Here is a 26,969-nt window from a genome sequence, read left to right as displayed (position 1 = left end):
AATTTCGCAGCCGCATGGAATTTGAATTAATAGCCACCGATCCTGAAACAGGTGCCCGCGCCGGACTGCTGCATACCGCTCACGGCACTATCGAAACACCTATTTTTATGCCTGTCGGCACAGTGGGCAGTGTTAAAGCCGTTATGCAGGAGCAATTAAAGCAGGATGTAAAGGCTCAGATTATTCTGGGAAATACTTATCATCTCTACCTTCGTCCGGGTACCGAAATTCTGGAAAAGGCAGGTGGTTTACATAAATTTAATGGTTGGGATAAGCCCATCCTAACCGATAGCGGCGGCTATCAGGTATTTTCGCTTTCTGCCAACCGTAAACTGAAAGAAGAAGGGGCATTGTTCCAATCGCATATCGACGGTTCAAGGCATTTGTTCACGCCTGAAAGTGTAATGGACATCCAGCGCAGCATCGGCGCAGATATTGTAATGGCTTTTGACGAATGCACGCCTTATCCCTGCGAATATAATGATGCAAAGAAATCGATGGAAATGACGCATCGCTGGCTGGCACGTTGTTTTCAGCGATTTAATGAAACGGAGCCCAAATATGGTTATGAGCAGAGCTTATTTCCCATTGTGCAGGGCAGCACTTATAAAGATTTAAGGATACAATCGGCTGAATTTGCAGCTTCCATGGAAGCAGACGGCAATGCCATTGGTGGATTATCAGTTGGAGAGCCGGAACAGGATATGTATGAGATGTGCGAATTGGTGACCGGCATACTTCCGAAGACAAAACCGCGTTATCTGATGGGTGTAGGCACTCCCTGGAATATATTGGAGTGCATCGGCCTGGGTGTAGATATGTTTGACTGTGTGATGCCTACCCGTAACGGACGTAATGGTATGCTATTCACAACGGAAGGTGTTATTAATATTAAGAATAAGCGTTGGGCAGATGATTTCAGTCCGATAGATGCGGGTCTGGATGGCGGTTCAAGCAATACTTATACCAAAGCATATCTGAGGCATTTATTTGCCGCGCAGGAGATTTTGGGTTTACAACTGGCAAGCTTGCAGAACCTTTCTTTTTACCTGCATCTGGTAAAAGAAGCACGCAAACATATTATTGCAGGCGATTATGGCAAGTGGAGACGTGAACAAATGGAGATTGTAAAACGCAGATTATAAGAAGAGTGAATGCGTCATCTCGACCGAAGTGTAAATAAAGCTTGAAGAACCTAAATATTAAAACCTAAGATTGTTCCATCGTTTTTTTAAAATAATCGACCTTTTCATCCTGAAGAAATTCCTTACGACTTTCTTCTTCGCCATTATGATATTGGCGGTGATTGCCTGTGTAATTGATTATTCGCAAAAGATAGATGACCTTGTATCGAACAAAGCTCCGGCGGGCGCTGTGTTTTTCTATTTTATCAATTTCATTCCGTCCATAACGGCATTACTTTTTCCTTTATTCATATTTATTTCCACCATCTTCTTCACCTCCAAGATGGCTTATAAAACGGAAGTTATTGCAACGCTGGCTGCGGGTGTTTCTTTTCAACGGTTTCTGAGGCCTTATGTTTATGGCAGTATTATTCTGGGCATGCTTTCGTTGTTGGCTAACCACTGGATTGTACCGATTGCCAATAAGAACATCAGGGATTTTTCCATTAAATATATCTGGTCTAAAAAAGTATCTACAAGTCATAATGCACATTTGAGATTAAGCCCGCATTCCTATATTTATATGGAAGGCTATAATTTCAATGATGGCTATGGCCGCCGTTTTACATTTGAACAAATGAACGGAACCCTGCTGACGCAGAAAATAATGGCCGAAAAGGCTTATTATGACTCATTGAAGAAAGAATGGAAATTGGTGAATGTAGTTATCAGAAAGAATGACGGCATAAAGGAAACATTGACCTTGAAGGATTCCCTGAAGCAGAAATATGCATTCACGCCTACAGATCTGAATGAGGATAACCGGAACAAGGAAGCCATGACCACTCCCGAACTGATAAGATATACTGCTCAGGAAAAACAAAGAGGCAAGGAAAGTGTTAATTTTTACCTGATAGAATTGCATAAGCGTACTGCGCAGCCTTTTGCGGGTTTTATACTCACTATCATCGGTGCCTGCATTGCCTCCCGCAAGGTGCGCGGTGGCGGCGGGCTTCATCTGGCTGTAGGAATTGTAATGAGTGCCTTGTATATGATGTTTCTGCAATTTTCGCAGACTTTTTCTACTAATGCGGGCCTTGATCCCCTGATAGCAGTGTGGATACCTAACCTGATTTTTGCCTTGGTAGCTATTTACTTTTACAGGAAACAAATAAAATAAAATCTCAGGCATTTTAATTTTGTCAAAAAAAATTACTTTTGCCATCTAAAGAATTTAAAATTTATGTCGCATTCCGTACCAACTGAAAAAACCAATATTCCAAGTTCATCTGCATTATGGGCTGTTATCATATTTGTAGGCCTTATTATTGCAGCTATCAATTTCGTACAAGCTGAAAACAAAGGCGAAGGACACGGAGAACACGGTGCTGCAACGGAACATGTAGAAGGTGTTGCTAATCATGAAGCTGCCGCAAGCGAAGCGCATACAACTGCTGCTCCTGCTACGGAAGAGCATGCTGCGACCGATACCGCACATCATGAAGCGCAACCTGCTGCTGAGGAAGCGCATCATTAATATTCAGTAAAACGTATTTATGGGAAAGGACGATGTGATTGTCGTGACCGGTGCTGCCGGTTTTATTGGCAGTTGCCTGACCAGTTATCTGAATCAATCAGGTTACGATAATCTGGTATTGGTAGATGATTTCTCTGACAGCAAAAAGGTGTATAACCTGACGGGTAAGAAATATCTGCACAAAGTGCACCGCGAGCAATTTGCCGACTGGCTTAAGAACCACCCTGACACCATACAATATATTTTCCATTTAGGGGCCCGCACCGATACTACCGAACCTGATTATGAAATATTCAGGAAACTGAATCTCGATTATTCCAAAGGTATATGGGAGTATTGTATCGAAAATAATATCCCACTCGTCTATGCTTCATCTGCTGCTACTTATGGCAACGGTGAGCATGGCTATAAGGATGATGAGCAAGTCATTCCGCAATTACATCCCCTGAATCCTTACGGTGTTTCCAAAAACGAATTTGACATCTGGGCATTGGAACAAAAAAGGCAGCCGCCTTTCTGGGCCGGGCTGAAATTCTTTAATGTTTATGGCCCTAATGAATATCATAAAGGCAGGATGGCTTCTGTTATTTTTCATGCTTACCAGCAAATAAAAGACAGGGGCTATATAAAATTGTTCCGTTCCCACAATCCCCGATATAAAGACGGAGAACAGTTGCGAGACTTTGTGTATGTAATGGATGTATTACAGGTATGTATCTGGCTTATGGAAAACAGACCTGAAAGCGGCATATACAATCTCGGCACAGGAAAAGCAAGAAGCTTCAATGACCTTGCTAATGCCATTTTCAGCAAATTAAACCTTGCGGGTAAGATTGAATATATTGACACACCCGAAGATATTCGGGAAAAGTATCAATATTTCACTGAGGCAGACATGAGCAAGCTAAAGATGGCAGGATATGACAAATCTTTTTTTACGCTGGAAGAAGGCATTGCCGATTACCTCAAATATTATCTGGAACAGGCTTCCAACTATTAATAAAGAAATTATCAAGTTGAAAATCTCCGGCGACAAAATCTGTTGCCGGAGATTTTTTTATGGAAAAAATCAATACTGGTTTCTGTATAATAAATTCTTCGTTATGGAAATCAACAAAATTCTTCAGGCCGATTATCTGGATTTAATCTATGATAACAGAAATAAAAATTATGGCGGTTACGAATTGCGTAAGCATTATGAAAGGCGTGCTGCCAAGGCATTAGGACTAATGCTTTCGTTGCTTGTTCTTGCCGGCAGCATCCCTTGCCTGATGGATAATCATGAGAAAAGCACCGTGGCTTTTAATCCGAAAACAATCATTGATGCTGTTATGACTGAAGTTACACTTCCTGAGAAAATAATACCGCCTCCTGCTCAGCCCGCAAAAACACACAATGCATCTGTTGCAAAGACATTTCAAAACCCTGAGCCCGTTATAGCCAAAGATAATAATGTCATCAAACCGGATCCGCCGAAGCCGGATGATTTAAAAGGTGCAATTGCTGGCCCTGTAACTAATCCGGGCAATGATGGGCTTAACGTTGCAAAAGACCCAACACCACCAAGTGGCCCTGCCGGAGATGGCGGAGGCGATCCCAATGGCAAGATAGGAGGAACAGATACAAAAGAAGTTATTGCTATCGGCACAGATGTTCCACCTGAATACCCCGGCGGAATGGCGGCTTTACTCGAATATCTGCAAAGAAATATACGCTATCCAAACGAGGCCAGAGAAAATCAGATACAAGGAAGAGTTGTTGTAAGATTTGTTGTAAACAAAGAAGGGAAAATTGAAGGTGCGGAAGTTCAAAAGGGTATTGGTTATGGTTGCGATAAAGAAGCACTGAGGGTAGTCAACGCTATGAAAACCTGGAAGCCCGGCCAAGTGAAAGGCAAAGCAGTTAAGGCATATTATACCTTGCCCATAACATTCAGGCTGGATTAATAATGTTTGTATTCTATAGATTTGACAACTTTTTGAAAGTTGTCAAATCTTGTAACTTTTAAACATTGCCAAACTTGTAACTTTTAAAAAGTTATCAAATCTTGAACTTTTACACGTTGTGAAATATACACAAGCTGAATAAAAATGAGCAAAATAAAAAAAAGATTCAAGCCTTTAGCTTGAATCTTTTTGCTTAAAATATTTAATCCATCGGAGGCATCATTCCCGGAGAAGGCCCACCTGGTCCGCCGCCCGGTGGCGCTCCCGGAGGAGGACCGAACATTCTTTGTTCACCACCGTTCCTTTCATTATTCTCTGTATCTTTCATACTGGCACCGCCTTTGAAAAATCTCAGGTTATAAGTAAAGGTCAGCATAAAATAGCGCTGCAATACATTTGTTTGCGTGTATTGGATATAAGATTCTGTTACAGTCGTAGCAATGCTGTTGTTCTGCTTCAACAAATCATAAACAGAGAACTTGATTTCACCTTGTTGCTTTTTGAAAAGTTTTTTGCCAAGGCTCATGTTCCACAAAAGATAATTTTGATTGTATGCAGCAGAAAGACCGCGATATAACTGATGATTCAACTCTGTATTAAATGCAATGCCTTTCCAGAAAATATAGTTCAGCGAAAGCCTGCTTGACTGATTGTAATATTGCGTGTTGGAATTGGTGTTCAATGTATTCCTTATAATATTATAATTGGCATTGGTTGATAAGGTGAAATCAATTTTATCGCTGATATTACTGCTCAGCACCAAACCCAATCCCATAGAAGTATTGTTGGCATAGTTCTTTTGCAGATTCACCATACCCGGTGTCCTTACGTAGCCTAAAGTAGCATTACCATTGATATTGCTTTTCAATGCATTGATAGGTACACCATAAGTTGCAAAGCCTCTGAAGTTCCAATAACCGTTCATATTTTCGGGTCTGGTGTATTGGCCGCCTGCCGGAACTACGACACCGTTTAAATTGGTGGAGTCATTTACGATTATGGTACTGTTTGCAATATAATCTCTTGTATTCTGGGCAGATAACATAGCAAAGAATGTACTGTTATTCTTCGTATTCGTAGCATTATACCGCATGAACAAACTATTATTATAAGTCTGTACCAGATTAGGGTTACCGGTCGAAATCTGCAATGGATTAGAATTATCTACCACATCCTGTAATTGCGAAACAGATGGAGCTGATGTTGAGCTGCGGTAAAACAATCTTAATGTTTTCTTTTTGCTGAAATTATACTGGAACCTTGCATTGGGCAAAACAGTATTGAAGCTCCTCTGAATAGCGTTGTTTTGCGGCAATTCACGTTGATTATCCAGGTTTGCGTTCTGGAAATCTACTCCGATATTGAAATTAAAATTAGTGTCATTATAACGATAAGTCAGACCTCCTTTGTTGGTAATATAGTTTGTAGTAAATTTATTACTCAAAGCAGTATTCAGGTCCGTATAATCATTGGTTATGTAAGAAAAATCATTGGTTCTTTTGTCCGAAGAACTTTGCTGATAATTCAAGCCATATTGAACCTGAAGGAAACTCTTTTTAGACAATGGCTCGGTATAGTTTACATTGGAATTAATATTCCAGCCATGTTGTTTGCTTACGGCTTGCTGGTCTGTTGTATCAATGCCGTCTTCACTTACGACAGGAGCAAAAAGACTTGAATTGCCATCATTTTTATTATAACCGCCATTCGCCATTAACGATAATGTCCTTCCCTGTTTTCTGAATTTATGACGGTACAACAACATAGTTGATAGATTATTGCCGCTTTTATCACTGGAATATCTGTTGATGGTTGAATTAAGCAAATCAGTATGATTCAACATGGTTGAACCATTTAATAAAGATGTGCTGTTGTTATTCTGGAATGAAAGCGAAGGCACAATCAATAAACTATTGAACGAATCAATAGTATAGTTGAAGCGCATATTGAAACGATGATTGTTATTTACGGCATTTGACAAGGTGGTATCATTATATATTTTACCTGCATCAGATGGTAATACAAAATCTCTTTCTGTTGTTTGTGTCGTAGTATTATCCGAATTATTGAAAAAGTAACTTGCAGTTACATCCACTTTTTTGCCCCATTTATCGGAATAGTTAAACCCGACTGCATTTGTTTTGTTGATACCGCTTGACTGATTAGTAGTAAAACTGCTGCTTGCGCCACCACCGCCGGGACCACCACCACGGCTTCCGCCGCCACGACCACCGCTTGTTCCTGAAATACCCACTAAATCCTGAGAGGAGAAGTTTTGAATATTGATATTGTTGGATTGGCCAATCAAACTGATTCTTCTGTCTCCTTCAAAATAGTTTATATTGCCGCCTGCATTATACTTGGCATCATAGTTGTCGCTTGCGTCCTTCGTTCCGTCTGTACCTCCGCCTGCATATAGCTTTCCGAACACACCTTGTTTTCTGTTAGGCTTCGTTATAATATTGATTGTTTTGGAAGTATTGCCATCATCAAAACCAGTAAACTGGCTCTGGTCGCTTTTCTCATCATACACCTGAATCTTATCAATTACTTCTGCGGGTAAATTCTTTAAAGAGGAGCTGGGATCATCGCCAAAGAAAGGCTTTCCATCTACCAATACCTTTGTAACTGATTCACCTTGTGCCTGTGGTTTACCTGTGCTTAAATCCATGCCCGGCATCTTTCTGATCAAATCTTCTGCAGTGGCATCAGGATTTACTTTATACGAACCTGCATTGAATTGCGTAGTGTCTTCTTTTTGCTGAACAGGCGGCGCTTTCTCTACAATCTTCACTTCGTCCAGCGTTGTGCCTTTTGAAGGGTCCAATTTAAGAATACCAAGATTCAGTTCACTTCCTGCAATATCAATAGTTTTTTTATAATCTTCATAACCCAGATAAGAGATAGTCATCTTATAAGAACCGTCAGGAACATCATTGATAATGAAATTACCGTCGATATCGGCAGCAGTTCCTGCTACGAAAGAATCTGCATTATTCCTTAAAGCAACGGTTGCGCCTGTCAATGGTTCATTCACATTATCTTTAATGATACCATAAATTTTAGAACCATTTTGAGAAAAAGCAGCAATGGAGCAGGTGCTTAATAATAGCAGAAAAAGAAAGGTTTTAAATATTTGGTTCATTTTTTTGTTTTGAAAGCGTGGCTTTTGACTGCGCAAATATCTGATAGTTTATTTAGTTGAGAGCTCATTTACACTAATTAACCAAAGGTTTTTTCAAAATGAATAGTTGACCGGCACATTCTTTCTTTTGGCCGCATCAGAATAATAAAGTTCACAATGAATTAATATTTTTTTCACAAATAGCAACGTACTTTTTGCCTTGAATCATTTTCAATTTATCTGCCATAAAACTTAGTTAACTTCGCCACCTTAAAACTGCAACAAGAAGGAAACAATATTTTTTGTTTAAATGTTGCATCGGCAAAAGATTTAAATATTTGGAATTATGTTGGTGAATGAGGCGAAAAGCACCATGAAATTAGCTTTGCCTATTATTTTTGGCGAACTGGCGCAAATGGCCTTGCATATTATTGATACGGCTATGATTGGCAATATCGGCAATTACAAACAATTGGCGGCAGCGGCATTGGTAATGAGCGTAATCAATATCCCTTTTGTATTTGGCATTGGTATAACCTTTGCTGTTTCTCAAATGGTATCTATGGCGCATGGCCGTCGCGACGGGCAATTGGTATCCCATTACTTTTATAATGGTTTCTGGTTGTGTGCCATAGCGGCATTAATTATTTCAGGAGGCTTGGAGTTAGGAAAAAACATTCTTTTCCATTTAGGTCAGGATGCGGAAGTGGCAAGGCTCGCTGTTCCTTTTCTTCAGTTAATGGGATGGTCTATCATTCCCATGATTCTGTTTATGGCTTTAAAGCAATTTACCGACGGACTTGAATTTACCAGGACAGCCATGTTACTTTCCATATTGGCCTTACCTATTAATGTGTTTATTAACTGGCTGTTGATTTTCGGTAACTGGGGATTTCCACGATTGGAATTAGTAGGCGCAGGTTTCGGTACCCTTATTACACGCAGCCTCGTTTTTATTGTTTTGGGTCTGGTGATTTTATCTCACAAAACATTCAGGAAATATGTTGCTGTCCGCAGCAATCAATGGAAAATAAACCGCGCTACCATGCAAAGATTATTGCAGATAGGCGTTCCGAGCAGTTTGCAGATTGGCATGGAAGCCGGTGCATTCTGTATTTCAGGTATCATTATCGGCACCATAAGCCCTGTAGCTCAGGCAGCACACCAGATTGCACTGGTTTGTGCATCCTTTACTTTTATGGTTTCTATGGGATTGGCACAAGGCGGCTCTATACGTACCAGCAATGCCTTTGGCCGCAAAGACTGGACAAAAATTAATGCCATTGGCAGGAGCACTTTGATTATGGCCCTGATGTATGGTATATTTTGTGCGGTTTTGTTCACCTCGCTACGCAATTACCTGCCTGCTTTTTTCACAAAAGAAAATGAAACAGGCGCTAAAGAAGTAGCATCTTTAGCAGGATATTTATTGTTGTTTGCCGCCATATTCCAGATTTCCGACAGTACGCAGGCCGTCAGTGCCGGATTGTTGCGTGGTATCAAAGATGTAAAAACGCCAACAATACTTATAGCAGTCGCCTATTGGGTAGTGGGCATTCCTTTCGGGTATATTATGGCTAAGCAGTTTCATTTAGGTGCAGTAGGCATCTGGCTTGGTTTCATAATAGGGTTGACTCTTTCATCTTTATTTTTAAGCATCCGTTTTTTAAGGATTTCAGGGAAAAATAAACTTATTCCCGGTTAGAATTACTGAAATGCTATAAACCTCATTTAGATTTAAAAAAAATGTCGTGTTTTGCCGCACGCACAGCACTTTCAATAGTATGCTGATAATTTTTTGTACAAAAGAGTTCGCCTATCTTTGCAACCCTAAATTTTTACAATTAAACGGTCTGTAAAGCCGCTATAAAATATAGATTATGATTGTTACACCCGGAGAAATCAGTACCAAACAATTACATGCTTATCTTTTGGGGAGCGTTGCACCTCGCCCCATTTGTTTTGCAAGTACTATCGACAACGAAGGCAATATGAACCTTTCCCCGTTCAGCTTTTTCAATGTCTTTGGCAGTAAGCCTCCCATTGCTATCTTTTCACCCGCACGTCGTGTGAGAGACAATACCATTAAACATACTTTGGAAAATATCTATGAAACCAAAGAAGTAGTGATCAATGTAGTGAATTATGACATGGTGCAGCAAATGAGCCTTGCCAGTTGTGAATATCCTAAAGGCACCAACGAGTTTGTCAAATCCGGCTTTACACCCGTTGCGTCTGAATTGGTAAGGCCTTTCAGAGTAAAAGAGTCGCCGGTAGCATTGGAATGCAAGCTGATGCAGGTTATTGAAACAGGTAATGAAGGCGGCGCAGCCAATCTTATTATCTGCGAAATTTTAAGGATGCACATCAACGACAATGTACTGGGAGATGATTTGCAAATTGACCCACATAAAATAGATTTGGTAGCCCGCATGGGTGGCGACTATTATTGCCGCGCCTCCGGCGATGCCGTATTTGAAGTACCCAAGCCCAATCTGAATCTTGGCATTGGCTTTGATAACCTTCCCGAAAACGTTCGAAACAGTTCTATATTAAGCGGCAATGATCTGGGGTTATTAGCTAACAGCACAGAAATACCTGTAATTACAAGCATTTCAGAAGATGAACGTTTAAGACAGATTTTGCAGGACTATAATAATGAGCCCTCTTTATTGAATAATGCCTTGCATCAATACGCTAAAGAATTGTTGCAACGACACGAAGTAGAACATGCCTGGCAGATTTTATTGGCAGAAATATAAAATCTTTTCAATAAAATAAGGGCTGTCCGGAATTCCGGACAGCCCTTATTTTATTAAGATATTAATGCGGTAAATTTTCATACCGAATGATTTTGACATGATTAATTTTGCCTGGGCATTTTCATTTAAAAATCCGAATCATTAATCGTGAAGCGATGTTCCCATTTGTATTTCTCTACCTGTATAGTCGACCAATTGCTGTCCCACCTGATATCTTTACGGCAGAAAGTGTCATCATTTTTTACTGAATTGTATAATACCATGGCAGAAGGTGTTTGACCCTGAGCCAATCCACAAACGGGGCCGATTGTTTTCACTTGTCCTGCGCTTAATGTATCAACCCTGTTGGAGTCTACTTCTAAATAAATATCTCCTGAGCTTTGATTTTCTATATAAGCCGTGCCACAGGTTTGAGGATCGCAGGAAGAAAAAATCAATGCTGATATTATGGCGAAAGTAGTTTTGAAAAATATTTTCATGTAATATATAGGATTATTATAGTCAAAGACGGAGAAAGATGGTTTGTAATTTGGTAAACAAAAATGAATTTTTTATTTTTTAATGTTGCATTATTCAGAAAATTATTCTCATTTTTGCACTGTAATTAAAAAATAAGTCTACATTATTTAATTTTTAATATAAAATTCAAACCACAATGTCTTCATTTCGTTTTGAGTCGATTGAAAGTGTTGATGCGCACAGCAAGATGCAGATCAACAGCTATAATGGCAAAAAGATAACTGCCATTTTTGGAACCAACGTTTTTACAGGGGCTGCATTGCGCCAGTATTTAACCGACGAGGCTTACAAAAGCCTGACTAAATCTATCCAGAACGGCACAAAGATCGAACGCAAAATGGCGGAGCAAATTGCTGCCGGCATGAAGACCTGGGCTGAAGAGCGTGGTGCATCCCACTTTTCACACTGGTTCCAACCATTGACCGGAACCACTGCTGAAAAACATGATTCCTTTTTTACTCTAAAAGCAGACGGTACAGCTATCGAAACTTTTGACGGTGATGCATTGATCCAACAAGAACCGGACGCTTCCAGTTTTCCGAATGGTGGTATCCGTGCTACTTTCGAAGCGCGTGGATATACTGCATGGGACCCGAACTCTCCTGCTTTCATTATCGAAACAGCACAAGGTAAAACACTTTGCATTCCTACTATCTTCGTAGCTTACAACGGTGAATCTCTGGATTATAAAGCGCCTTTGTTGAAATCAATTGAAGTATTGGATAAAGCAGCGGTGGATGTTTGTCATTACTTCGATAAGAACGTAACCAAAGTAACGGCGACTTTAGGTTGGGAGCAAGAGTATTTCGTGATTGATGAATCTATGGCGAATGCCCGTCCGGATATTCTGATGTGCGGCAGAACATTGATTGGCCATACACCTGCAAAAGGACAACAATTAGAAGATCATTATTTCGGTTCTATTCCTGAACGTGTTTTTGCTTTCATGCAAGACTACGAACAAGAAGCTTATAAATTAGGTATTCCATTACGTACACGTCATAACGAGGTTGCACCGGCTCAGTTTGAGTGTGCTCCTATTTTCGAAGAATGTAACATTGCTGTTGATCACAACACCTTGTTGATGGATGTGATGAATAAAGTGGCGAAACGTCATAAATTAAAAGTGTTATTCCACGAAAAACCATTTGCAGGCGTAAATGGTAGCGGTAAGCACAATAACTGGAGCCTTGCAACTGATACAGGTGTAAATCTTTTAGGACCAGGCAAAACGCCACGTACCAACTTATTGTTCTTAACATTCTTCGTTAATACCATCAAAGCTTTCCACGATAATGCTGATTTGTTAAGAGCTGCGATTGCATCTGCAAGCAATGATCACCGCTTAGGTGCAAACGAAGCGCCACCGGCTATCATGTCTGTATTTATCGGTACTTATCTTACTTCTGTTTTAAATGAAATTGAAGAAAGAGTAAAAGGTAAATTCACGGAGCAAGATGAGCAAATACTTAAATTGGATTTGCACAAACATATTCCTGAATTGATGATGGACAATACGGATCGTAACCGCACCAGTCCGTTTGCATTCACAGGCAATAAATTTGAATTCCGCGCGGTAGGTTCTTCGGCAAACTGCGCATCTTCCATGTCAACTTTGAACAGTATCATGGCTAATACTTTGAAACAATTCAAAGTTACGGTTGATGCGAAGATTGATAAAGGCGAAAAGAAAGAAATTGCTATCCTTCAAGTATTGCGTGATTATATTCACGAATCCCGCAACATTTTGTTTGAAGGAGATAACTACAGCGAAGCCTGGGCTAAAGAAGCGGAGAAACGCGGCTTAAGCAATTTCAAAACCACGCCTGAAGCATTGGAAGTGCTGGTAAAACCGGAAACCGTAAAATTATTTACAGAATTAGGTATCTATTCTGAGCGTGAACTTCATGCCCGTTACGAAATTGTAATGGAAGAGTATGTGAAGAAAGTACAAATCGAAGCACGTATTTTAGGTTACCTATGTACCAATCACGTATTGCCTGCTGCCATTCATTATCAAAATACCTTGATAGAAAATGTTCGCGGTTTGAAAGAAGTAGGCTTGAAACCTGCATCTTATAAAGCTCAGATGAATTTGTTGGAGGTAGTTTCAAACCATATCCAAAACATCAATGATATGGTAGAAACTATGATTGACGAACGCAAGAAGGCCAACAAAATCGAAGATGCACGTGATCGCGCCTTTGCATATTGTAATAACGTAAAAGTGAAATTCGACGAAATTCGTTACCATGCTGACAAATTGGAATTGATCATTGAAGATAAAATCTGGCCAATGCCTAAGTACAGAGAGCTGTTGTTTATCAGATAAGCATTTTCATTATAAAGACAAATAGCCGCACGAAAATCGTGCGGCTATTTCATTTTTATCTTTCAATTAAATTACTTCAATTTCAAACAACGCCAATTCCATAGCAGTATAATGTGCTGGTAAACCTTCCGTATTCGAGAGCAGAATGGTTTCAGTATGCTCAAAACCACACGTAATATAGTAATCAATCAGTCGTTGGTTATCGCCCCATGTATCCATTCTAATGAATTGTCTGTTATTCTCCTTACAATATTCTTTCGCCCATTCAATAATTACTTTTACAAACGAATGCCCTCTGAATGTAGGATTGGTAACTATCCTGTGAAGATAAATAGAAGGTTGTAAATCTTTTGCACCCCAAAAAATTTCATCATTATATGCAATGGCAAAAATGCAGGCAACTGCTCCATTTATTATAATCTTATACTGCAATCCTTTCTGTATTTCTGTTTCGACAAGCGCCCGCTCAAAACCACGCCATTGCTTTGTCGATACTTGTTTTTGAAAAGCGATTGCATCATCATACAGTTCAAAAATAGTATCTATATCCGTCATTTGACTCAATAGTATTTCCATTTATTCTTGGTTTTCTATTTTGGTTTTAATAGAATACAAATCTAACAAAATCATACCTTATCCCACCTTCAACCTGAATACCGTAATCTCAGGCCTTACATTCAGTCTGACCTGCCATAAACAACCTAATGCCCTGTTGATATACAAAGTTCTGCCATCGCCTAAGTCAATTTCTCCGGCAGCATATTTTTTGTTCTTAACCGGTAACATAGGTGCATTCAGAAAAGGTGGTTTTACTTGTCCGCCATGTGTATGACCCGCCAGAATCCAGCCCTGATAACTATTCCATACACCCAAATCGCAAACGTCAGGATTGTGGCACAGCAATAAATTCGCTTTCGATGCATCATAATCCTTCATCACATTTTCCGGATGAAAATTGGTAGCCCAATAATCATCAAACCCGATGATATTTAATCCGTTAAAATCTTGCTGTGCATTACGCAGCATAGTAATGCCATGCTTTTCAAGCATACCTTGAATTTCATTTGCCAATGTACTTTCTTTCCAGCCATGACCATAATCATGATTGCCTAAAATACCTGACGTGCCTAACTTTCCATGCACCGTATATTTCAGCACTTCTTTTAACTGACTTAATTGTTCCCTGTCTTTATAAGTGACATAATCGCCTGTGTAAACTACAAAGTCAGGAGCCAGTTTTTGTGCTTTTTGGAAAGATTCGATAATGTAATGCCAGTCAAATCTGTTGCCGATATGAATATCGCTGATTTGCATTAATGTAAGCCCCTCTAAAGATTCCGGGAGATTTTTTACAGGCATATCCTTTTCTACAAATTCCAGCCAGTATGGTTCTATTTGCCAGGAATATAAACCCGTAAGCAGTCCTGCGCCTGCAAAGCCGAGCAAGCCTTTGATAAATGTACTTCGTTTCATGGTAATCTATTACATCATACCCCTTCAGATTTCAGGATACGTGAAATAGAACGATATTCAAAATGACTTATTGTCCATAGCTACAATAAGATTACAATTTTATCGCGAAGCACCTATTTCATAGCAAACACAATGTTTCAATCTTTCGTCATCCGCCAGTTTTGGATGAAGGAAATCAGATTGTTTTTTCATGCCGATTTTCTGCATTATATTAATCGATCGCGTATTGATTTCAGGAGCAATAGCTTTGATATTTTGCAGCTTCAAATCTTCAAAAGCATATTCCAGACATCTTTCCGCGCCTTCGGTGGCATAACCCTGATTCCAGAAATTTTTATCCAGTCTCCAGCCAATGTCAGTACATGGCGTGAAGGGCGCGTCATAATCCTGATAGCCTAATCCTATAAATCCTATGAAAGCTCCATCTTCCAATCTGTCAACAGCAAAGTAACAATAGCCTTTTGTTGCAAACATATCTTGCATACGTTCTATAAATTGCTCTGTTTGCACCCGCGTAACAGTTGCAGGAAAAAATTCCATTACATCGATATCGGCATTTATAACAGTCATAAGCGGCACATCATTATTTGCCCAATTTCTGAAACCTAATCTTTGTGATGTAAAAATGTAATGGTTATACATTGCTAATGCTGCTTTAAAGATGATTTCAAATTTACTGATGAAAATGGATATAAAGCAAAGGGCCCTTGCTACAGCAAGGGCCCTTTGTACTGAAAGCAGCGTCTTATCAGGCATCCAATAAATCCTGAATAATGAATTTTTTCATTTTCATAAATGCCGGTACCACGCGCTTAGACCTTTCAGGGTCGCTCATTAATTGCTGCAATACAGCCGGAACTATCTGCCAGCTTACCCCATACTTATCTTTGAGCCAACCGCACTGGCTTTCCTGTCCGCCATCTGCAGTCATTTTGTTCCAGAAATAATCAATTTCTTCCTGGTCTTTACATGTAACCACTAACGATATGCCTTCATCAAAAGTGAAATCATGTGACATGGAGCTATCCATCGACATGAAAGTTTCGCCGTTCAATAAGAATTGCGCGTGTGCAACATATTCAGGATTATCCTGTCCGTCGGGCCCATATTTCATAATACCGCCAACGGAAGAATTTTCGAATAAAGAAGTATAAAAATTGATGGCCTCTTTCGCTTTGCCGGCTACATTTTTAGTAAACATAAAGCAGGAACAAACTTTTTGCGGCACATCAGATACGTCGCCCAGATATAATTGCCAGCTGATACCGAACTTATCGGTAAGCCAGCCGTAGCGGCTGCTCCATGGATATTTATCCAATGCCATCATAACTTTGCCGCCTTCGGCAAGCTTATTCCATACTACATCCAGTTCTGCTTCATTCTGATATGTCACAAAAAAGGAAATGGAAGGATTGGGTTTAAACATGGGCCCGCCATTAAGGCACATAAAACGTTGTCCGTCCAGATCAAAAGTAACAACCATTGGATTCTCATCCTTTATAGAAGTATTTTCGAAGACGGTACAATAGAATTCTGCTGCTTGTTTGGATTTGCCATCAAACCAAAGACAAGGATAAATTGGCTGTGTCATGATTGTTAGTTTTTATTGTTGAGGAAATTTGCTCATGTCCATAAATAATACTTCCCATAAATGTCCGTCCGGATCTTCCATGCTTCGTTGTTGCATGAAGCCATAATCTTTTCCTTCCAAAGGCTCCCTGCCACCCGCTGCGAGAGCGCTGTCTACCATCTTGTTCATTTTTTCCGGGCTTTCCACTTCCAAAGCAAAAATGGCAGAGGCATGTTGGCCTGCATTTGAAATAGGCTTTGTGGTGAACATACTAAACTTTTCATGTGTCAGTAACATTACAAATATCTCATCGCTGAAAACCATAGCAGCGGCAGTTTCATCTGTAAATTGTGGATTCACGCTGAATCCGATTTGTGTATAAAAGTCCATAGACTTTTTCAAATCCGCCACCGGCAGATTGATGAAAATTTTTGGTTTCATGTAAATTAGTTTTTGTTGAATTAAAGGAATAACAGTTTCTTAAAATACTATTCACAAAGCTTTTTAAGTATCTCCAAAGCTTTAGGCCAGGTGTCGTTAAAATATTGTGTCATATTCGGATCTTCTCCGCCGTGCATATCTATCTTCAATAAGGTGCCGCCATCTACAGATTCAAACGTATAGTTTTCCAAAGCTCCCGCCCATGAATCTACTTCCGGGCCGCTTGTAATTTCTTTGCCATCTTTTAGCATACCTAAATGTTCGATGGAAACAAATTGTTCCGGAATGTTCTCTTTAATCCGGCTCACCATTCCTCCTTCACCCTGTTCTCCGGGAGCAAGGAATAAAATCTTGGCTCCTTTGTCCCAGGAACCTTTATAATAAGAGCCCGGGAAAAAAGGATTTGTCCATTTGCGATAACTTTCGTCAGCCAGCATGGTATTGTACACCTTTTCTACAGGCGCCTGTATTGCAATTTCAAAATGTAAATTTCCCATATTCCTCTTTTTAGTTTGATTCGACATAAGATTTAAAATTATCCAGAATACCCTGCCAGCCTGTTTGTTGCACCTCCAATGTATTCTGTGTTTCTGCCTCGAAGTTTTCTATAATATGTGTTACTCCGCCTTCTTCTCTGAATGTAGCATGCACTTTACGACCGTCTCCCATGGTATAAGCTATACGTTCATGCGGCTTTACTTCATCATAAGTGCCACCGAAATCAAAACCGAAACTGCCATCTTTTGCCTCCATGCGATAAATAAAGTTGCCTCCTTCGCGAAGATCATTTTCTGCCTTTGGAGTATGCCAGTCGGGTGATGGGTTGTTCCATTTTGTAACATGTTGCGGATCGTTGAACATTTCCCATACTTTTTTTACAGGCGCATTGATTGCTGCATTAATAGTTAAAACTGTTTTTTCCATTGTTATTAGTTTTTAATATTGAATAATATCGTGTTGCGTTTTGAAATCATTTTTGTTTCGATTTCTTATGCAAACTTAGAGTGATATTCAATAATCGAAGATGTGTGAAAGCGAATATAAAAGGGTTATTTGCGACAAATCATTCTATATCTTTGAAATGAAATTAACTATTCTTCTTCAATCTGAAAATCTTTCATGAAATGAAACATGTGAGCATTCTTATTCCCGAAAATGCAGTGGTGCAGGCAATTGCAGATCCTGAATATTGTTTTAATACCGTCAATCAATTCCTGATTGAAAATGGTAAAGAGCCATTGTTTGATGTGAATCTGGTGAGTTTCAAGGATTTAATAAAGATGAACCGGAACCGTTTTTCAGTTCATCCTGATAAGCAATTAAATGAAGTCGAAAAAACAGACCTCATTATCATTCCGGCTATCTTTGGTGATATGCAACAATGTATAGAATTGAATAGAGCATTCGTTCCATGGATTGTACAGCAACATAGCAAAGGTGCAGAAGTGGCCTCTTTATGTGTGGGGGCTTTCCTTTTGGCTGCTACAGGCTTATTGAATGGCCGCAAATGTTCTACGCACTGGCATTTCAGCACAGCCTTCCGGCAAATGTTTCCCGAAATTGACATTCAGGACGGCACGATTGTTACAGAAGAAAACCGGATTTATTCAAGTGGCGGCGCTACTTCTTACTGGAATCTTTTATTGCACCTTGTAGAAAAATATACCGATAGGGAAACTGCTATTTCCGTTTCCAAATATTTTGCCATTGATATCAACAGGCAGAGCCAGTCTGCATTTGCAATGTTCAAAGGCCAGAAGACACATCTGGACGAAGCTGTTAAAGAAGCGCAGGAATACATTGAACAAAACATTGATGAAAAGATAACAGTGGAAACCCTGGCAGATAAAGTGGCAGTTGGCCGCAGGACCTTTGAAAGGAGGTTTAAGCAAGCTACCAATAACTCGGTATTGGCTTACATACAACGTGTAAAAATTGAAGGCGCAAAAAGACAGTTTGAAAGCAGCAGGAAAAATATAAATGAAGTGATGTATGATGTAGGATACACTGATACCAAGGCTTTTAGGACTATATTTAAAAAGATAACCGGTTTAACGCCTGTAGAATACCGGAATCGTTATAATAAAATGGCAATGGCATAGTAAAAATTATTCCAAATAAGAAAACAGATGTTTCGTAAAGATTATGTTCAGAAGGTTATAGACCAATTAGGGCAATTACTTGGTAAAGTGCTGACAAACTTTCTCGGGTTTAAGGATTTTGGCGATTTGCAAAATCAATTTGATGCTTCTGAAACTACATTGAAAGAAGTATTGGGCGTTACTTTCGAAGAATTATTGCGTTTGCCTGCTTCTTATTGGATTACAAAGTTGAGTAATGATTTTACAATAGAACATTTAGGTCAGGTGGCGGATATTCATTTTAAGATAGCGCAGCTTTATTTTGAAAGTGAAGATGGGAGACAATATGCAGACACCTTACAACAAAGCCTTTTACTGTATAAATATTTAGAAGAAAATGACGGAGTCTATGTTTATGAAAGATATTTGAAAATGGAGTGGATTAAAAAAATGTTCAGTAAAAATTGAGCTCTGCAATAATTATTTCTTCCGGTTATTTATTCTCCTCGATCTGATATCTCCTAAAGTCTGAATTTCAGCCTCATCCTGCATTCCTCCTTTTTTATTGATAACTCTTTGGGCAGTGTAAATGCCGGTATGTCCGCTAAAGTAATAAGCTGTAAAGCAAGCAATAGCATAATAAAGGGCATATTCGCCACCGAATAATTCTATGCCCATTAATGTACAGGCAATGGGTGTATTAGTTGCCCCGGCGAAAACGGCAATAAATCCTAACCCTGCCATAAGATCAACGGGAGCGCCGCATAAGGTTCCTAACGTATTCCCCAAAGCTGCTCCGATGAAAAACAAAGGCGTAACTTCTCCTCCTTTGAAACCCATGCCCAGCGTAATTCCGGTAAAGATCAATTTCCATAGCCAACTCCATGTATCAGCTCCTCCGGCTTTAAAACAATTTAAAATGGAAACAGCATTAGGATCAGGATTGCTGACACCCAGGCCCAAATAATCATTTGTACCTAATAAAAAAGCCAGAAGAATAACTATGCCGCCACCTATAACCGGAATCAGCCACGGCACTTTTATCCATTCCTTAGAATAGCTTTTCACAGTATGTGTAAATTCTGAAAAGAGCAAACTTGTAATGCCAAATAAAGCACCTCCGATAATTACTTCTCCAATCAGAAGCAGGTCAAAATGAAAAATAGATGTGCTGCTTTTTAGGGATTCAACTATCTGAATATGGTATTGGGTATGATGTATATGCCACATGCTGCAAATCATATCTGCAAGAAAGGAAGCAATAAGGCAGGGTAGCAGCGCCTTATAGTTCATACGGCCGATATAGACTACTTCCAACGCGAAGATAGCGCCGGTTAATGGTGTGCCGAATACGGCGCCAAAACCCGCTGCTACGCCCATCATTAGCAGCAGTTTGGTTTCATCGGTACTTAGTTTTAATCTTTTGCCAATCAGACTGGAAAGGCTACCGCCTATCTGTACTGCTGTACCTTCACGCCCTGCAGAGCCGCCAAATAAATGTGTAATAATGGTTGTAATTAAAACCAATGGAGCCATTCTTAACGGGATGCCGCCACCAGGTTGGTGTATTTCATCCAGAATCATATTATTGCCGGATTCTGCATTCTTGCCTGCTGTTTTATAAAGCCACCAGATTAGCAAACCTGCTAAGGGTAAAAGATACAAAAGCCATCCGTGCGTAAACCGAAAGTTGGTAACAACATCCAGCAGCCATAAAAACAATGCTACGACAGAACCCACTAAAGCCGCTACAGGAAAAGCGATTAAAGTCCATTTAAGTAAATGAATAAGGATGGAAAAATAATTGGTTGTAGATTTTTTTGAAAACATACCTGCAAATTAAAATGATGGAATATTGCTATCCCAATGTTTAAAAGATTTTGCAGGCGTCATCAGCTCGGAGAGCGGTTCAAATAGGTGGAACACCATCACCTTGAGACACAAAGATAGGAATTTGATTTGATGATGTAATAAAATTATCATGTTTAATGATTAAAGTTTGATGTTACAGGCCGAATGTATTTTTCATTGGCCGGGTCATATTGCCAAATCTGCTAATCATCAAATTAATTTACCTTCGCATTCCCAATATTTATACAATTACCTTGACTCAGATAGTACTTACAGCATTTGAAGAAACATTATTCAGGAAAATTGCATCTGCCGCAGAAAAACTTGAGGTGCCTGCCTATGCCATTGGCGGGTTTGTGCGCGATAAAATCTTAAGCAGAAAAACAAAGGATATAGATATCGTTTGCGTGGGCGATGGCATTGCTTTGGCACATGAGGTAGCTTCTTTATTCAAACCAAAACCTAAGGTCAATTTTTTTAAAAATTATGGTACTGCGCAAATTAAATTGCCCGAAATAGAACTGGAGTTTGTAGGTGCAAGAAAAGAATCTTATGAGCGTGGTTCACGTAATCCGAATGTAGAGACAGGTACGCTGGAAGATGATCAGAACAGAAGGGATTTTACTATTAATGCAATGGCTATAAGTCTCAATCAGCAAGACTTTGGCGCATTGTTAGATCCTTTTGACGGTTTGCTTGATATTAAAGATAAAATCATCAGAACGCCTTTGGCACCCGCTCAGACATTCAGCGACGATCCTTTGCGGATGATGCGCGCTATAAGGTTTGCTACGCAATTGCAATTTCATATCGAGGTTTCTTGTTTTGAAAGCATTAAGGCGCAGGCAGACAGGATCAATATCATTTCAAAAGAAAGAATTGCTGATGAATTGAATAAAATTATGATGGCGCCGAAGCCATCTGTAGGATTGGACTTGTTGTTTCGTTCTGGTTTGTTAGCTAAATTTTTACCGCAATTGACTGCATTGGCCGGAACAGAATATGTGGACAATAAAGGCCATAAAGATAATTTTTACCATACCATACAGGTGGTTGATAATATTGCTCCGCATACCAATAACCTTTGGTTGCGCTGGGCTGCGTTATTGCACGATATTGGAAAAGCACCGACAAAAAAGTTTGAACCCGGACATGGATGGACCTTTCATGGACATGAAGTCATCAGTGGCAGATTGGTGCCTAAAGTTTTTGCACAATTGAAGCTGCCATTACATGACCCGATGCAGTATGTAAAGAAAATTATTGAATTACACCATCGTCCTGTTTCATTGACAAAGGAAAATATTACAGATTCTGCTATCAGGCGTTTATTGTTTGATGCGGGCGATGATATCGACGATTTGATGACACTTTGCGAAGCAGATATCACATCGAAGAATAAGGAGAAAGTGGTTCGTTATCTGGAAAATTTTGAGATGGTACGCGAGCGGCTGAAAGAAGTGGAAGAAAAAGACAGGATACGTAACTGGCAACCTCCCATCAGCGGTGAAGAAATAATGGAAACTTTTGGCTTATCTCCATCCCGCGAAGTGGGCAATATAAAAACTGCTATTCGTGAAGCAATTTTAGACGGTATTATTCCGAATGAATACGAAGCGGCAAGGAATTATATGATAGAAGTAGCTGAAAAACTGAGCATCAGGCGTTTTTGAAACCGCTAAAATTTCCATACAATAGATAAAATGGAACCCTTATTTTTGCAATCCTGAAAAGAAAAATATATTTCTCAAATAAAATACAATGCGTACAAAAATCAAAGCAATACTGCTAAACGAACAAACAGATTATGAAGTAACCATTAAAGGCTGGGTGCGTAGCTTCCGCAACAACCAATTCATTGCATTGAATGATGGCTCTACTATTAATAATCTGCAAGTCGTTATTGATTTTGAAAATACGGGTGAAGCAATTATAAAAAGCATCACAACCGGTGCCGCCATTCAGGTGGACGGTATGGTTATTGCTTCTCAGGGTAAAGGTCAGCGCGTGGAAGTAAAGGCTTCTCAACTGACTATTCTGGGCGATTGTAATGCTGAAGAATTTCCATTGCAATTAAAGAATAAACCTTCGTTGGAATACCTTCGAGAAATTGCACATCTGCGTTTCCGCACCAATACTTTCAGTGCCATTTTCAGGCTGCGTCATTCATTGGCATTTGCCATTCATAAGTTCTTTAACGAAAAAGGATTTGTGTATCTGCATACACCAATTGTAACTGCTTCCGATGCGGAAGGAGCAGGTGAAATGTTTAAAGTAACTACTTTACCATTTGAAAATACACCACGTAATGAAGATGGTTCCGTTGACTTTAAAGAAGACTTCTTCGGTCGTGCTACCAATCTTACCGTTAGCGGTCAGTTGGAAGCAGAGTTGGGCGCTATGGCTTTAGGCGAGGTTTATACTTTCGGACCAACATTCAGAGCTGAAAATTCAAACACTGCAAGACATCTGGCCGAATTCTGGATGATTGAACCGGAGGTTGCTTTCAACGATTTGAAAGACAATATGGATCTGGCCGAAGCGTTCATTCAATACGTAATCCGTTATGCTTTGGATAATAATCGCGATGATCTGGAATTCCTTGCGCAACGCTTGATAGAAGAAGAAAAATCAAAACCACAAGCTGAAAGAAGCGAGATGGGACTGATTGAAAAATTGGAGTTTGTACTGAACAATCAATTTGAAAGAATCACTTATACCGAAGCAATCGAAATTTTGTTGCAGTCAAAACCTTATAAGAAAAAGCAGTTCCAGTATGAGCTGCAATGGGGTACTGATTTGCAGAGTGAACACGAGCGTTACCTGGTTGAAAAGCATTTCAAAAAACCTGTGATTGTAACTGATTATCCAAAAGATATCAAGTCGTTCTATATGCGTCAGAATGATGATAGAAAGACGGTTGCGGCAATGGATATTCTGGCTCCGGGTATCGGAGAAATTGTCGGTGGCTCACAAAGAGAAGAACGCCTGGATATGTTGACTAAAAGAATGGAAGAAATGCACATTCCTAAAGAGGAGATGTATTGGTACATTGACAGCCGCAAGTTTGGAACAGCGCCGCATGCCGGATTCGGATTGGGCTTTGAAAGGTTAGTATTATTCGTAACAGGTATGGGCAATATTCGCGACGTTATTCCATTTCCAAGAACACCTAAAAACGCAGAATTTTAATCTTTCAAACATATTAATTTATCAATAAGGCCATCTTTTATATGTGATGGCCTTTTGCTATGCAACAATTTGTAAATCAATAGATGAAAGATTAATATATTTAGTATAATAGTTTATGTACCTTGTGTGATTTCATTGAACTATTTTCTAATTTAGGTGTTCTCAAGTTATTTGTCATGCCCTTTGTAAATCATAATGGCCTTATTCATCTGCAGGATGAAGCAATAATTCATATCCAAAGCCGGGCTTTGAGATACGGAGAAGGCTTGATTGAAACAATGTTTTTTGAAGGGAGAACATTAAGGCATTTCGACCTTCATTATCAACGACTCAACCATAGTCTGGAAGAGCTTCATTTTCCATCTTTCGAGAAGTATGCTTTTGAAAAAGAACTTGCAAAAACCATTATAGCAAACCAAAATCCTCAGAAAGGCATTCTGCGTGCTGAGTTTTTCCTGAATGAATCGGTATTTGAATTGCAGTTTTGGATTGAATTTATTCACGTAAAGGAAGATTACGGTGAATGGCGCTCCAGAGGGCTTGCCTTAGATATTTCGAATAAAGTAGTTAAAAGCCCCGATAGTATTTCACATATAAAAAGCTGCTCAAGACTTCTATACGTTATTGCCAGACAAGAGGCTATTCAAAATAAGCTGGATGATATTCTTATCTGCAATCCCAAAGGGAATATTGTAGAAAGCACACACTCAAATATCTTTATCATAAAAGAGCAAAAAATATATACACCACCGCTTTCAGAAGGATGTGTAAGTGGTGTAATGCGCAAATTCCTGCTTGAAAAAAAAGAAATAGAAGGGATAACTATCAGCGAAAAAGTTATTTCTAAAGAGATGTTGGCTGATGCAGATGAAGTATTTTTAACAAATGCAGTGAGAGGCATTCAGCCTGTTGATTCAATAAATGGCAGGGTTTACTCAACCAATGCCACCCGCTATATTTTTGATTTAATTGCGGGGAGATAAATGAAGCTTACTATATTTTGGTTCAGGAGAGATTTAAGACTGGAAGATAATGCCGGTCTTTATCATGCATTGAAAGGTCCGAATCCGGTATTGCCTGTATTTATTTTTGACACCAATATTCTGGATGATTTATCCGATAAAAAAGATAAGCGTTTAGTATTTATCCATCGTCAAATAGAATACCTGCAAAAACAGTTTACAGAATTTGGCAGTACGCTGAAATGTTTTAACAGTACTCCGTTGAAAGCTTTTGAAGAGCTTTTATCAAATTATTCTGTCGGGCAGGTTATTGCCAACAGAGATTATGAACCTTATGCAATGCAGCGTGACAACGAAATTGAAAATTTTCTGAAAGAGCATAAAGTTGCATTTAAATCATATAAAGATCAGGTCATTTTTGATAAAAAGGAGATTGTAAAAGATGATAAAGAACCTTATGCAATCTTTACACCTTATAGCCGAAAATGGAAAAACAACCTGAATGATTTTTATTTAAAGGCTTATCCTACTCTTCGATATAAAGATAATTTTTATAAAACCAAACCTTTCCCGGTTCCGACTATTGCTGATTTGGGTTTTGAAGATGTTCATACTTCTTTTCCATCAATAGAAATGGATAAATCCATAATCTCGCATTATAACGAAACCCGCGATATACCCGGTATTGAAGGCACAAGCAAGTTAGGATTGCATCTCCGGTTTGGTACAATCAGTACCCGGCATCTGGTACAAAAAGCATTGAAGCTTAACGAGACGTTTTTGAATGAATTGATTTGGCGGGAGTTCTTTATGACAATATTGTGGCATTATCCGAAGGTGGTACATCAATCTTTCAGGCCGGAATATGAAAATATACAATGGCGCAATAATGAACATGAATTTGAAGCATGGTGTGCAGGTAAAACCGGTTACCCTATTGTGGATGCAGGAATGCGGCAGCTGAATGCTACAGGCTTTATGCATAATCGGGTACGAATGATAACGGCAAGCTTTCTTTGCAAGCATTTATTAATCGATTGGCGATGGGGAGAGGCGTATTTTGCAAAAAAATTGCTGGATTACGATTTAGCGGCTAATAATGGAAACTGGCAATGGGCCGCAGGTTGCGGCTGTGATGCTGCACCGTATTTCAGAATTTTTAACCCTGAAACCCAAACTAAAAAATTTGACCCCGATTTGGTTTATATCCGGAAATGGGTACCTGAATTAGAAACATTCGATTATCCGCAACCGATTGTTGAACATACATTTGCCAGAGAAAGATGTCTGGCAGTTTATAAAAAATCATTACAGCGATAAATAACTCCGAACATGAAAAATCTGATATTATTACATGGCGCATTAGGCCACAGCAGCAATTTTGAGCCTTATGAATCCTTTTTGTCACAACATTTCAACGTTCATAAAGTTTTATTTCATGGACATGGCGGAAGTGAAATTCCTGCAGCCGGTTTGAGTATTGAACTTTATGTAGAACAATTGCAACAGTATCTTGAACAGCAAGAATTGAATGATATTTATGTTTTTGGTTACAGTATGGGTGGGTATGTTGCAATGTGCCATGCGTTGCAATATCCCGGCAAGATAACGTCCATATTGACTTTAGCCACAAAACTAAATTGGACTATTGAAGGCGCTGCAAAAGAAGTTAAGATGTTAGAGCCGGAATTAATTGAATCAAAAGTGCCCAGGTATGCCGCTCAATTAATGACTTTACATGGCGAAAACCACTGGAAGCAATTGTTACCGGCCATTGCAACATTAATGACCAGACTTGCTGTAAAGCCTTTATTGACGCAAACGCAATATGAATCGTTAAACCTGCCTGTTCAGATGATGGTGGGAGATAAAGATGCAATGGTCAGTATTGACGAAACCTTATTTGCCACAAAGAATATTCCAAACGCAAACTTTGCAGTATTGCCTGATACAAAACATCCGATTGAAATGGCTCGTCCTGAACTATTGATTGGACTGATGAAGGATTTCTGGAAGATATAATTTGTAAAAAAAAGAGTTGGCAGCTTTTCAAAG

General features: G+C 39.4%; 25 protein-coding genes and 1 riboswitch. Of the genes, 15 read left to right on the top strand and 10 right to left on the bottom strand.

Annotated elements, in window-relative coordinates; translation table 11 throughout:
- The first annotated feature begins 14 nt into the window (after nt 1-14).
- The 5 genes from tgt to F0919_RS05410 all read left to right on the top strand — a co-directional run bounded on the left by tgt (nt 15) and on the right by F0919_RS05410 (nt 4,607).
- On the top strand, nt 15-1,145 hold the full coding sequence (gene tgt / locus F0919_RS05430; protein ID WP_150031690.1) for a tRNA guanosine(34) transglycosylase Tgt: 1,131 nt from the start codon (nt 15-17) through the stop codon (nt 1,143-1,145).
- 70 nt (nt 1,146-1,215) lie between these two features.
- Nucleotides 1,216-2,304, top strand: a complete 1,089-nt coding sequence (locus F0919_RS05425; RefSeq protein WP_150031689.1) for an LptF/LptG family permease — start codon at nt 1,216-1,218, stop codon at nt 2,302-2,304.
- Between the two features lie 63 nt (nt 2,305-2,367).
- Entirely contained in the window at nt 2,368-2,661 is a 294-nt protein-coding gene (locus F0919_RS05420) for a hypothetical protein (RefSeq protein ID WP_150031688.1), read from the top strand.
- A gap of 19 nt (nt 2,662-2,680) precedes the next feature.
- The gene (gene rfaD / locus F0919_RS05415) at nt 2,681-3,661 is read left to right on the top strand and encodes an ADP-glyceromanno-heptose 6-epimerase (RefSeq protein WP_216629373.1); all 981 of its coding nucleotides are present in this window, start codon (nt 2,681-2,683) and stop codon (nt 3,659-3,661) included.
- Nucleotides 3,662-3,764: 103 nt separating this feature from the next.
- Nucleotides 3,765-4,607: an energy transducer TonB gene (locus F0919_RS05410; RefSeq protein ID WP_190277272.1), complete on the top strand. Its 843-nt coding sequence runs from the start codon at nt 3,765-3,767 to the stop codon at nt 4,605-4,607.
- 202 nt (nt 4,608-4,809) lie between these two features.
- Here F0919_RS05410 and F0919_RS05405 read toward each other — a convergent pair whose 3' ends face one another.
- Nucleotides 4,810-7,752, bottom strand: a complete 2,943-nt coding sequence (locus tag F0919_RS05405) for a TonB-dependent receptor (RefSeq protein WP_150031686.1) — start codon at nt 7,750-7,752, stop codon at nt 4,810-4,812.
- Between the two features lie 325 nt (nt 7,753-8,077).
- Here F0919_RS05405 and F0919_RS05400 point away from each other — a divergent pair, with 325 nt between their 5' ends.
- Together F0919_RS05400 and F0919_RS05395 are read left to right on the top strand one after the other, a co-directional pair.
- Nucleotides 8,078-9,436: an MATE family efflux transporter gene (locus tag F0919_RS05400; RefSeq protein ID WP_216629372.1), complete on the top strand. Its 1,359-nt coding sequence runs from the start codon at nt 8,078-8,080 to the stop codon at nt 9,434-9,436.
- A gap of 175 nt (nt 9,437-9,611) precedes the next feature.
- Nucleotides 9,612-10,493, top strand: a complete 882-nt coding sequence (locus F0919_RS05395) for a flavin reductase family protein (RefSeq protein ID WP_150031685.1) — start codon at nt 9,612-9,614, stop codon at nt 10,491-10,493.
- A 125-nt stretch (nt 10,494-10,618) separates the two neighbouring features.
- Here F0919_RS05395 and F0919_RS05390 read toward each other — a convergent pair whose 3' ends face one another.
- Nucleotides 10,619-10,972 carry a hypothetical protein gene (locus F0919_RS05390; protein ID WP_150031684.1) on the bottom strand — a complete coding sequence of 118 codons (354 nt, stop codon included), beginning with the start codon at nt 10,970-10,972 and terminating at the stop codon, nt 10,619-10,621.
- A gap of 176 nt (nt 10,973-11,148) precedes the next feature.
- Between F0919_RS05390 and F0919_RS05385 the strand changes: the two genes are divergently transcribed.
- Complete coding sequence (locus F0919_RS05385) at nt 11,149-13,344, top strand: glutamine synthetase III family protein (RefSeq protein WP_150031683.1); 2,196 nt, start codon at nt 11,149-11,151, stop codon at nt 13,342-13,344.
- A gap of 66 nt (nt 13,345-13,410) precedes the next feature.
- On the opposite strand, the gene F0919_RS05380 is transcribed toward F0919_RS05385, so the two are convergent.
- From F0919_RS05380 to F0919_RS05350, 7 genes are all read right to left on the bottom strand, one after another.
- Nucleotides 13,411-13,920, bottom strand: coding sequence for a GNAT family N-acetyltransferase (locus F0919_RS05380; RefSeq protein WP_150031682.1), 510 nt, complete (start codon nt 13,918-13,920; stop codon nt 13,411-13,413).
- A 57-nt stretch (nt 13,921-13,977) separates the two neighbouring features.
- On the bottom strand, nt 13,978-14,817 hold the full coding sequence (locus F0919_RS05375) for a metallophosphoesterase (RefSeq protein ID WP_150031681.1): 840 nt from the start codon (nt 14,815-14,817) through the stop codon (nt 13,978-13,980).
- A gap of 99 nt (nt 14,818-14,916) precedes the next feature.
- Complete coding sequence (locus F0919_RS05370) at nt 14,917-15,573, bottom strand: GNAT family N-acetyltransferase (RefSeq protein ID WP_216629371.1); 657 nt, start codon at nt 15,571-15,573, stop codon at nt 14,917-14,919.
- The gene (locus tag F0919_RS05365) at nt 15,566-16,408 is read right to left on the bottom strand and encodes a VOC family protein (RefSeq protein WP_150031680.1); all 843 of its coding nucleotides are present in this window, start codon (nt 16,406-16,408) and stop codon (nt 15,566-15,568) included. Before F0919_RS05365 ends, F0919_RS05370 begins: the two co-directional genes overlap by 8 nt.
- 12 nt (nt 16,409-16,420) lie before the next feature.
- A complete protein-coding gene (locus F0919_RS05360) occupies nt 16,421-16,828 on the bottom strand; it encodes a VOC family protein (RefSeq protein ID WP_150031679.1) in 408 nt (135 codons plus the stop codon).
- Nucleotides 16,829-16,875: 47 nt separating this feature from the next.
- A complete protein-coding gene (locus F0919_RS05355) occupies nt 16,876-17,325 on the bottom strand; it encodes an SRPBCC family protein (RefSeq protein ID WP_150031678.1) in 450 nt (149 codons plus the stop codon).
- A 10-nt stretch (nt 17,326-17,335) separates the two neighbouring features.
- Nucleotides 17,336-17,752 (bottom strand): SRPBCC family protein, encoded by a 417-nt coding sequence (locus F0919_RS05350; RefSeq protein WP_150031677.1) that lies wholly within the window; start codon nt 17,750-17,752, stop codon nt 17,336-17,338.
- 200 nt (nt 17,753-17,952) lie between these two features.
- On the opposite strand from F0919_RS05350, the gene F0919_RS05345 reads away from it, so the two are divergent.
- Both F0919_RS05345 and F0919_RS05340 read left to right on the top strand, forming a co-directional pair.
- Nucleotides 17,953-18,930, top strand: a complete 978-nt coding sequence (locus tag F0919_RS05345) for a GlxA family transcriptional regulator (RefSeq protein WP_150031676.1) — start codon at nt 17,953-17,955, stop codon at nt 18,928-18,930.
- Between the two features lie 27 nt (nt 18,931-18,957).
- On the top strand, nt 18,958-19,377 hold the full coding sequence (locus F0919_RS05340) for a hypothetical protein (protein WP_150031675.1): 420 nt from the start codon (nt 18,958-18,960) through the stop codon (nt 19,375-19,377).
- Between the two features lie 12 nt (nt 19,378-19,389).
- Here the strand turns inward: F0919_RS05340 and F0919_RS05335 are convergent, their stop codons facing one another.
- Nucleotides 19,390-20,739 (bottom strand): voltage-gated chloride channel family protein, encoded by a 1,350-nt coding sequence (locus F0919_RS05335; protein WP_150031674.1) that lies wholly within the window; start codon nt 20,737-20,739, stop codon nt 19,390-19,392.
- Between the two features lie 46 nt (nt 20,740-20,785).
- Nucleotides 20,786-20,851, bottom strand: a riboswitch (Fluoride riboswitch).
- A gap of 163 nt (nt 20,852-21,014) precedes the next feature.
- Between F0919_RS05335 and F0919_RS05330 the strand changes: the two genes are divergently transcribed.
- From F0919_RS05330 to F0919_RS05310, 5 genes are all read left to right on the top strand, one after another.
- A complete protein-coding gene (locus tag F0919_RS05330; protein ID WP_235903459.1) occupies nt 21,015-22,433 on the top strand; it encodes a CCA tRNA nucleotidyltransferase in 1,419 nt (472 codons plus the stop codon).
- An 88-nt stretch (nt 22,434-22,521) separates the two neighbouring features.
- Nucleotides 22,522-23,952, top strand: a complete 1,431-nt coding sequence (gene asnS, locus F0919_RS05325; RefSeq protein WP_150031673.1) for an asparagine--tRNA ligase — start codon at nt 22,522-22,524, stop codon at nt 23,950-23,952.
- 176 nt (nt 23,953-24,128) lie between these two features.
- Nucleotides 24,129-24,935 (top strand): aminotransferase class IV, encoded by an 807-nt coding sequence (locus F0919_RS05320; protein WP_150031672.1) that lies wholly within the window; start codon nt 24,129-24,131, stop codon nt 24,933-24,935.
- Nucleotides 24,936-26,234 carry a cryptochrome/photolyase family protein gene (locus tag F0919_RS05315; protein ID WP_150031671.1) on the top strand — a complete coding sequence of 433 codons (1,299 nt, stop codon included), beginning with the start codon at nt 24,936-24,938 and terminating at the stop codon, nt 26,232-26,234.
- 12 nt (nt 26,235-26,246) lie between these two features.
- Nucleotides 26,247-26,936: an alpha/beta fold hydrolase gene (locus tag F0919_RS05310; protein ID WP_150031670.1), complete on the top strand. Its 690-nt coding sequence runs from the start codon at nt 26,247-26,249 to the stop codon at nt 26,934-26,936.
- The last annotated feature ends 33 nt before the right edge of the window (nt 26,937-26,969 follow it).

It is taken from the genome of Taibaiella lutea, assembly GCF_008629695.1.
Classification (GTDB): domain Bacteria; phylum Bacteroidota; class Bacteroidia; order Chitinophagales; family Chitinophagaceae; genus Taibaiella; species Taibaiella lutea.
This window is presented reverse-complemented; position numbering and strand designations above follow the sequence as displayed.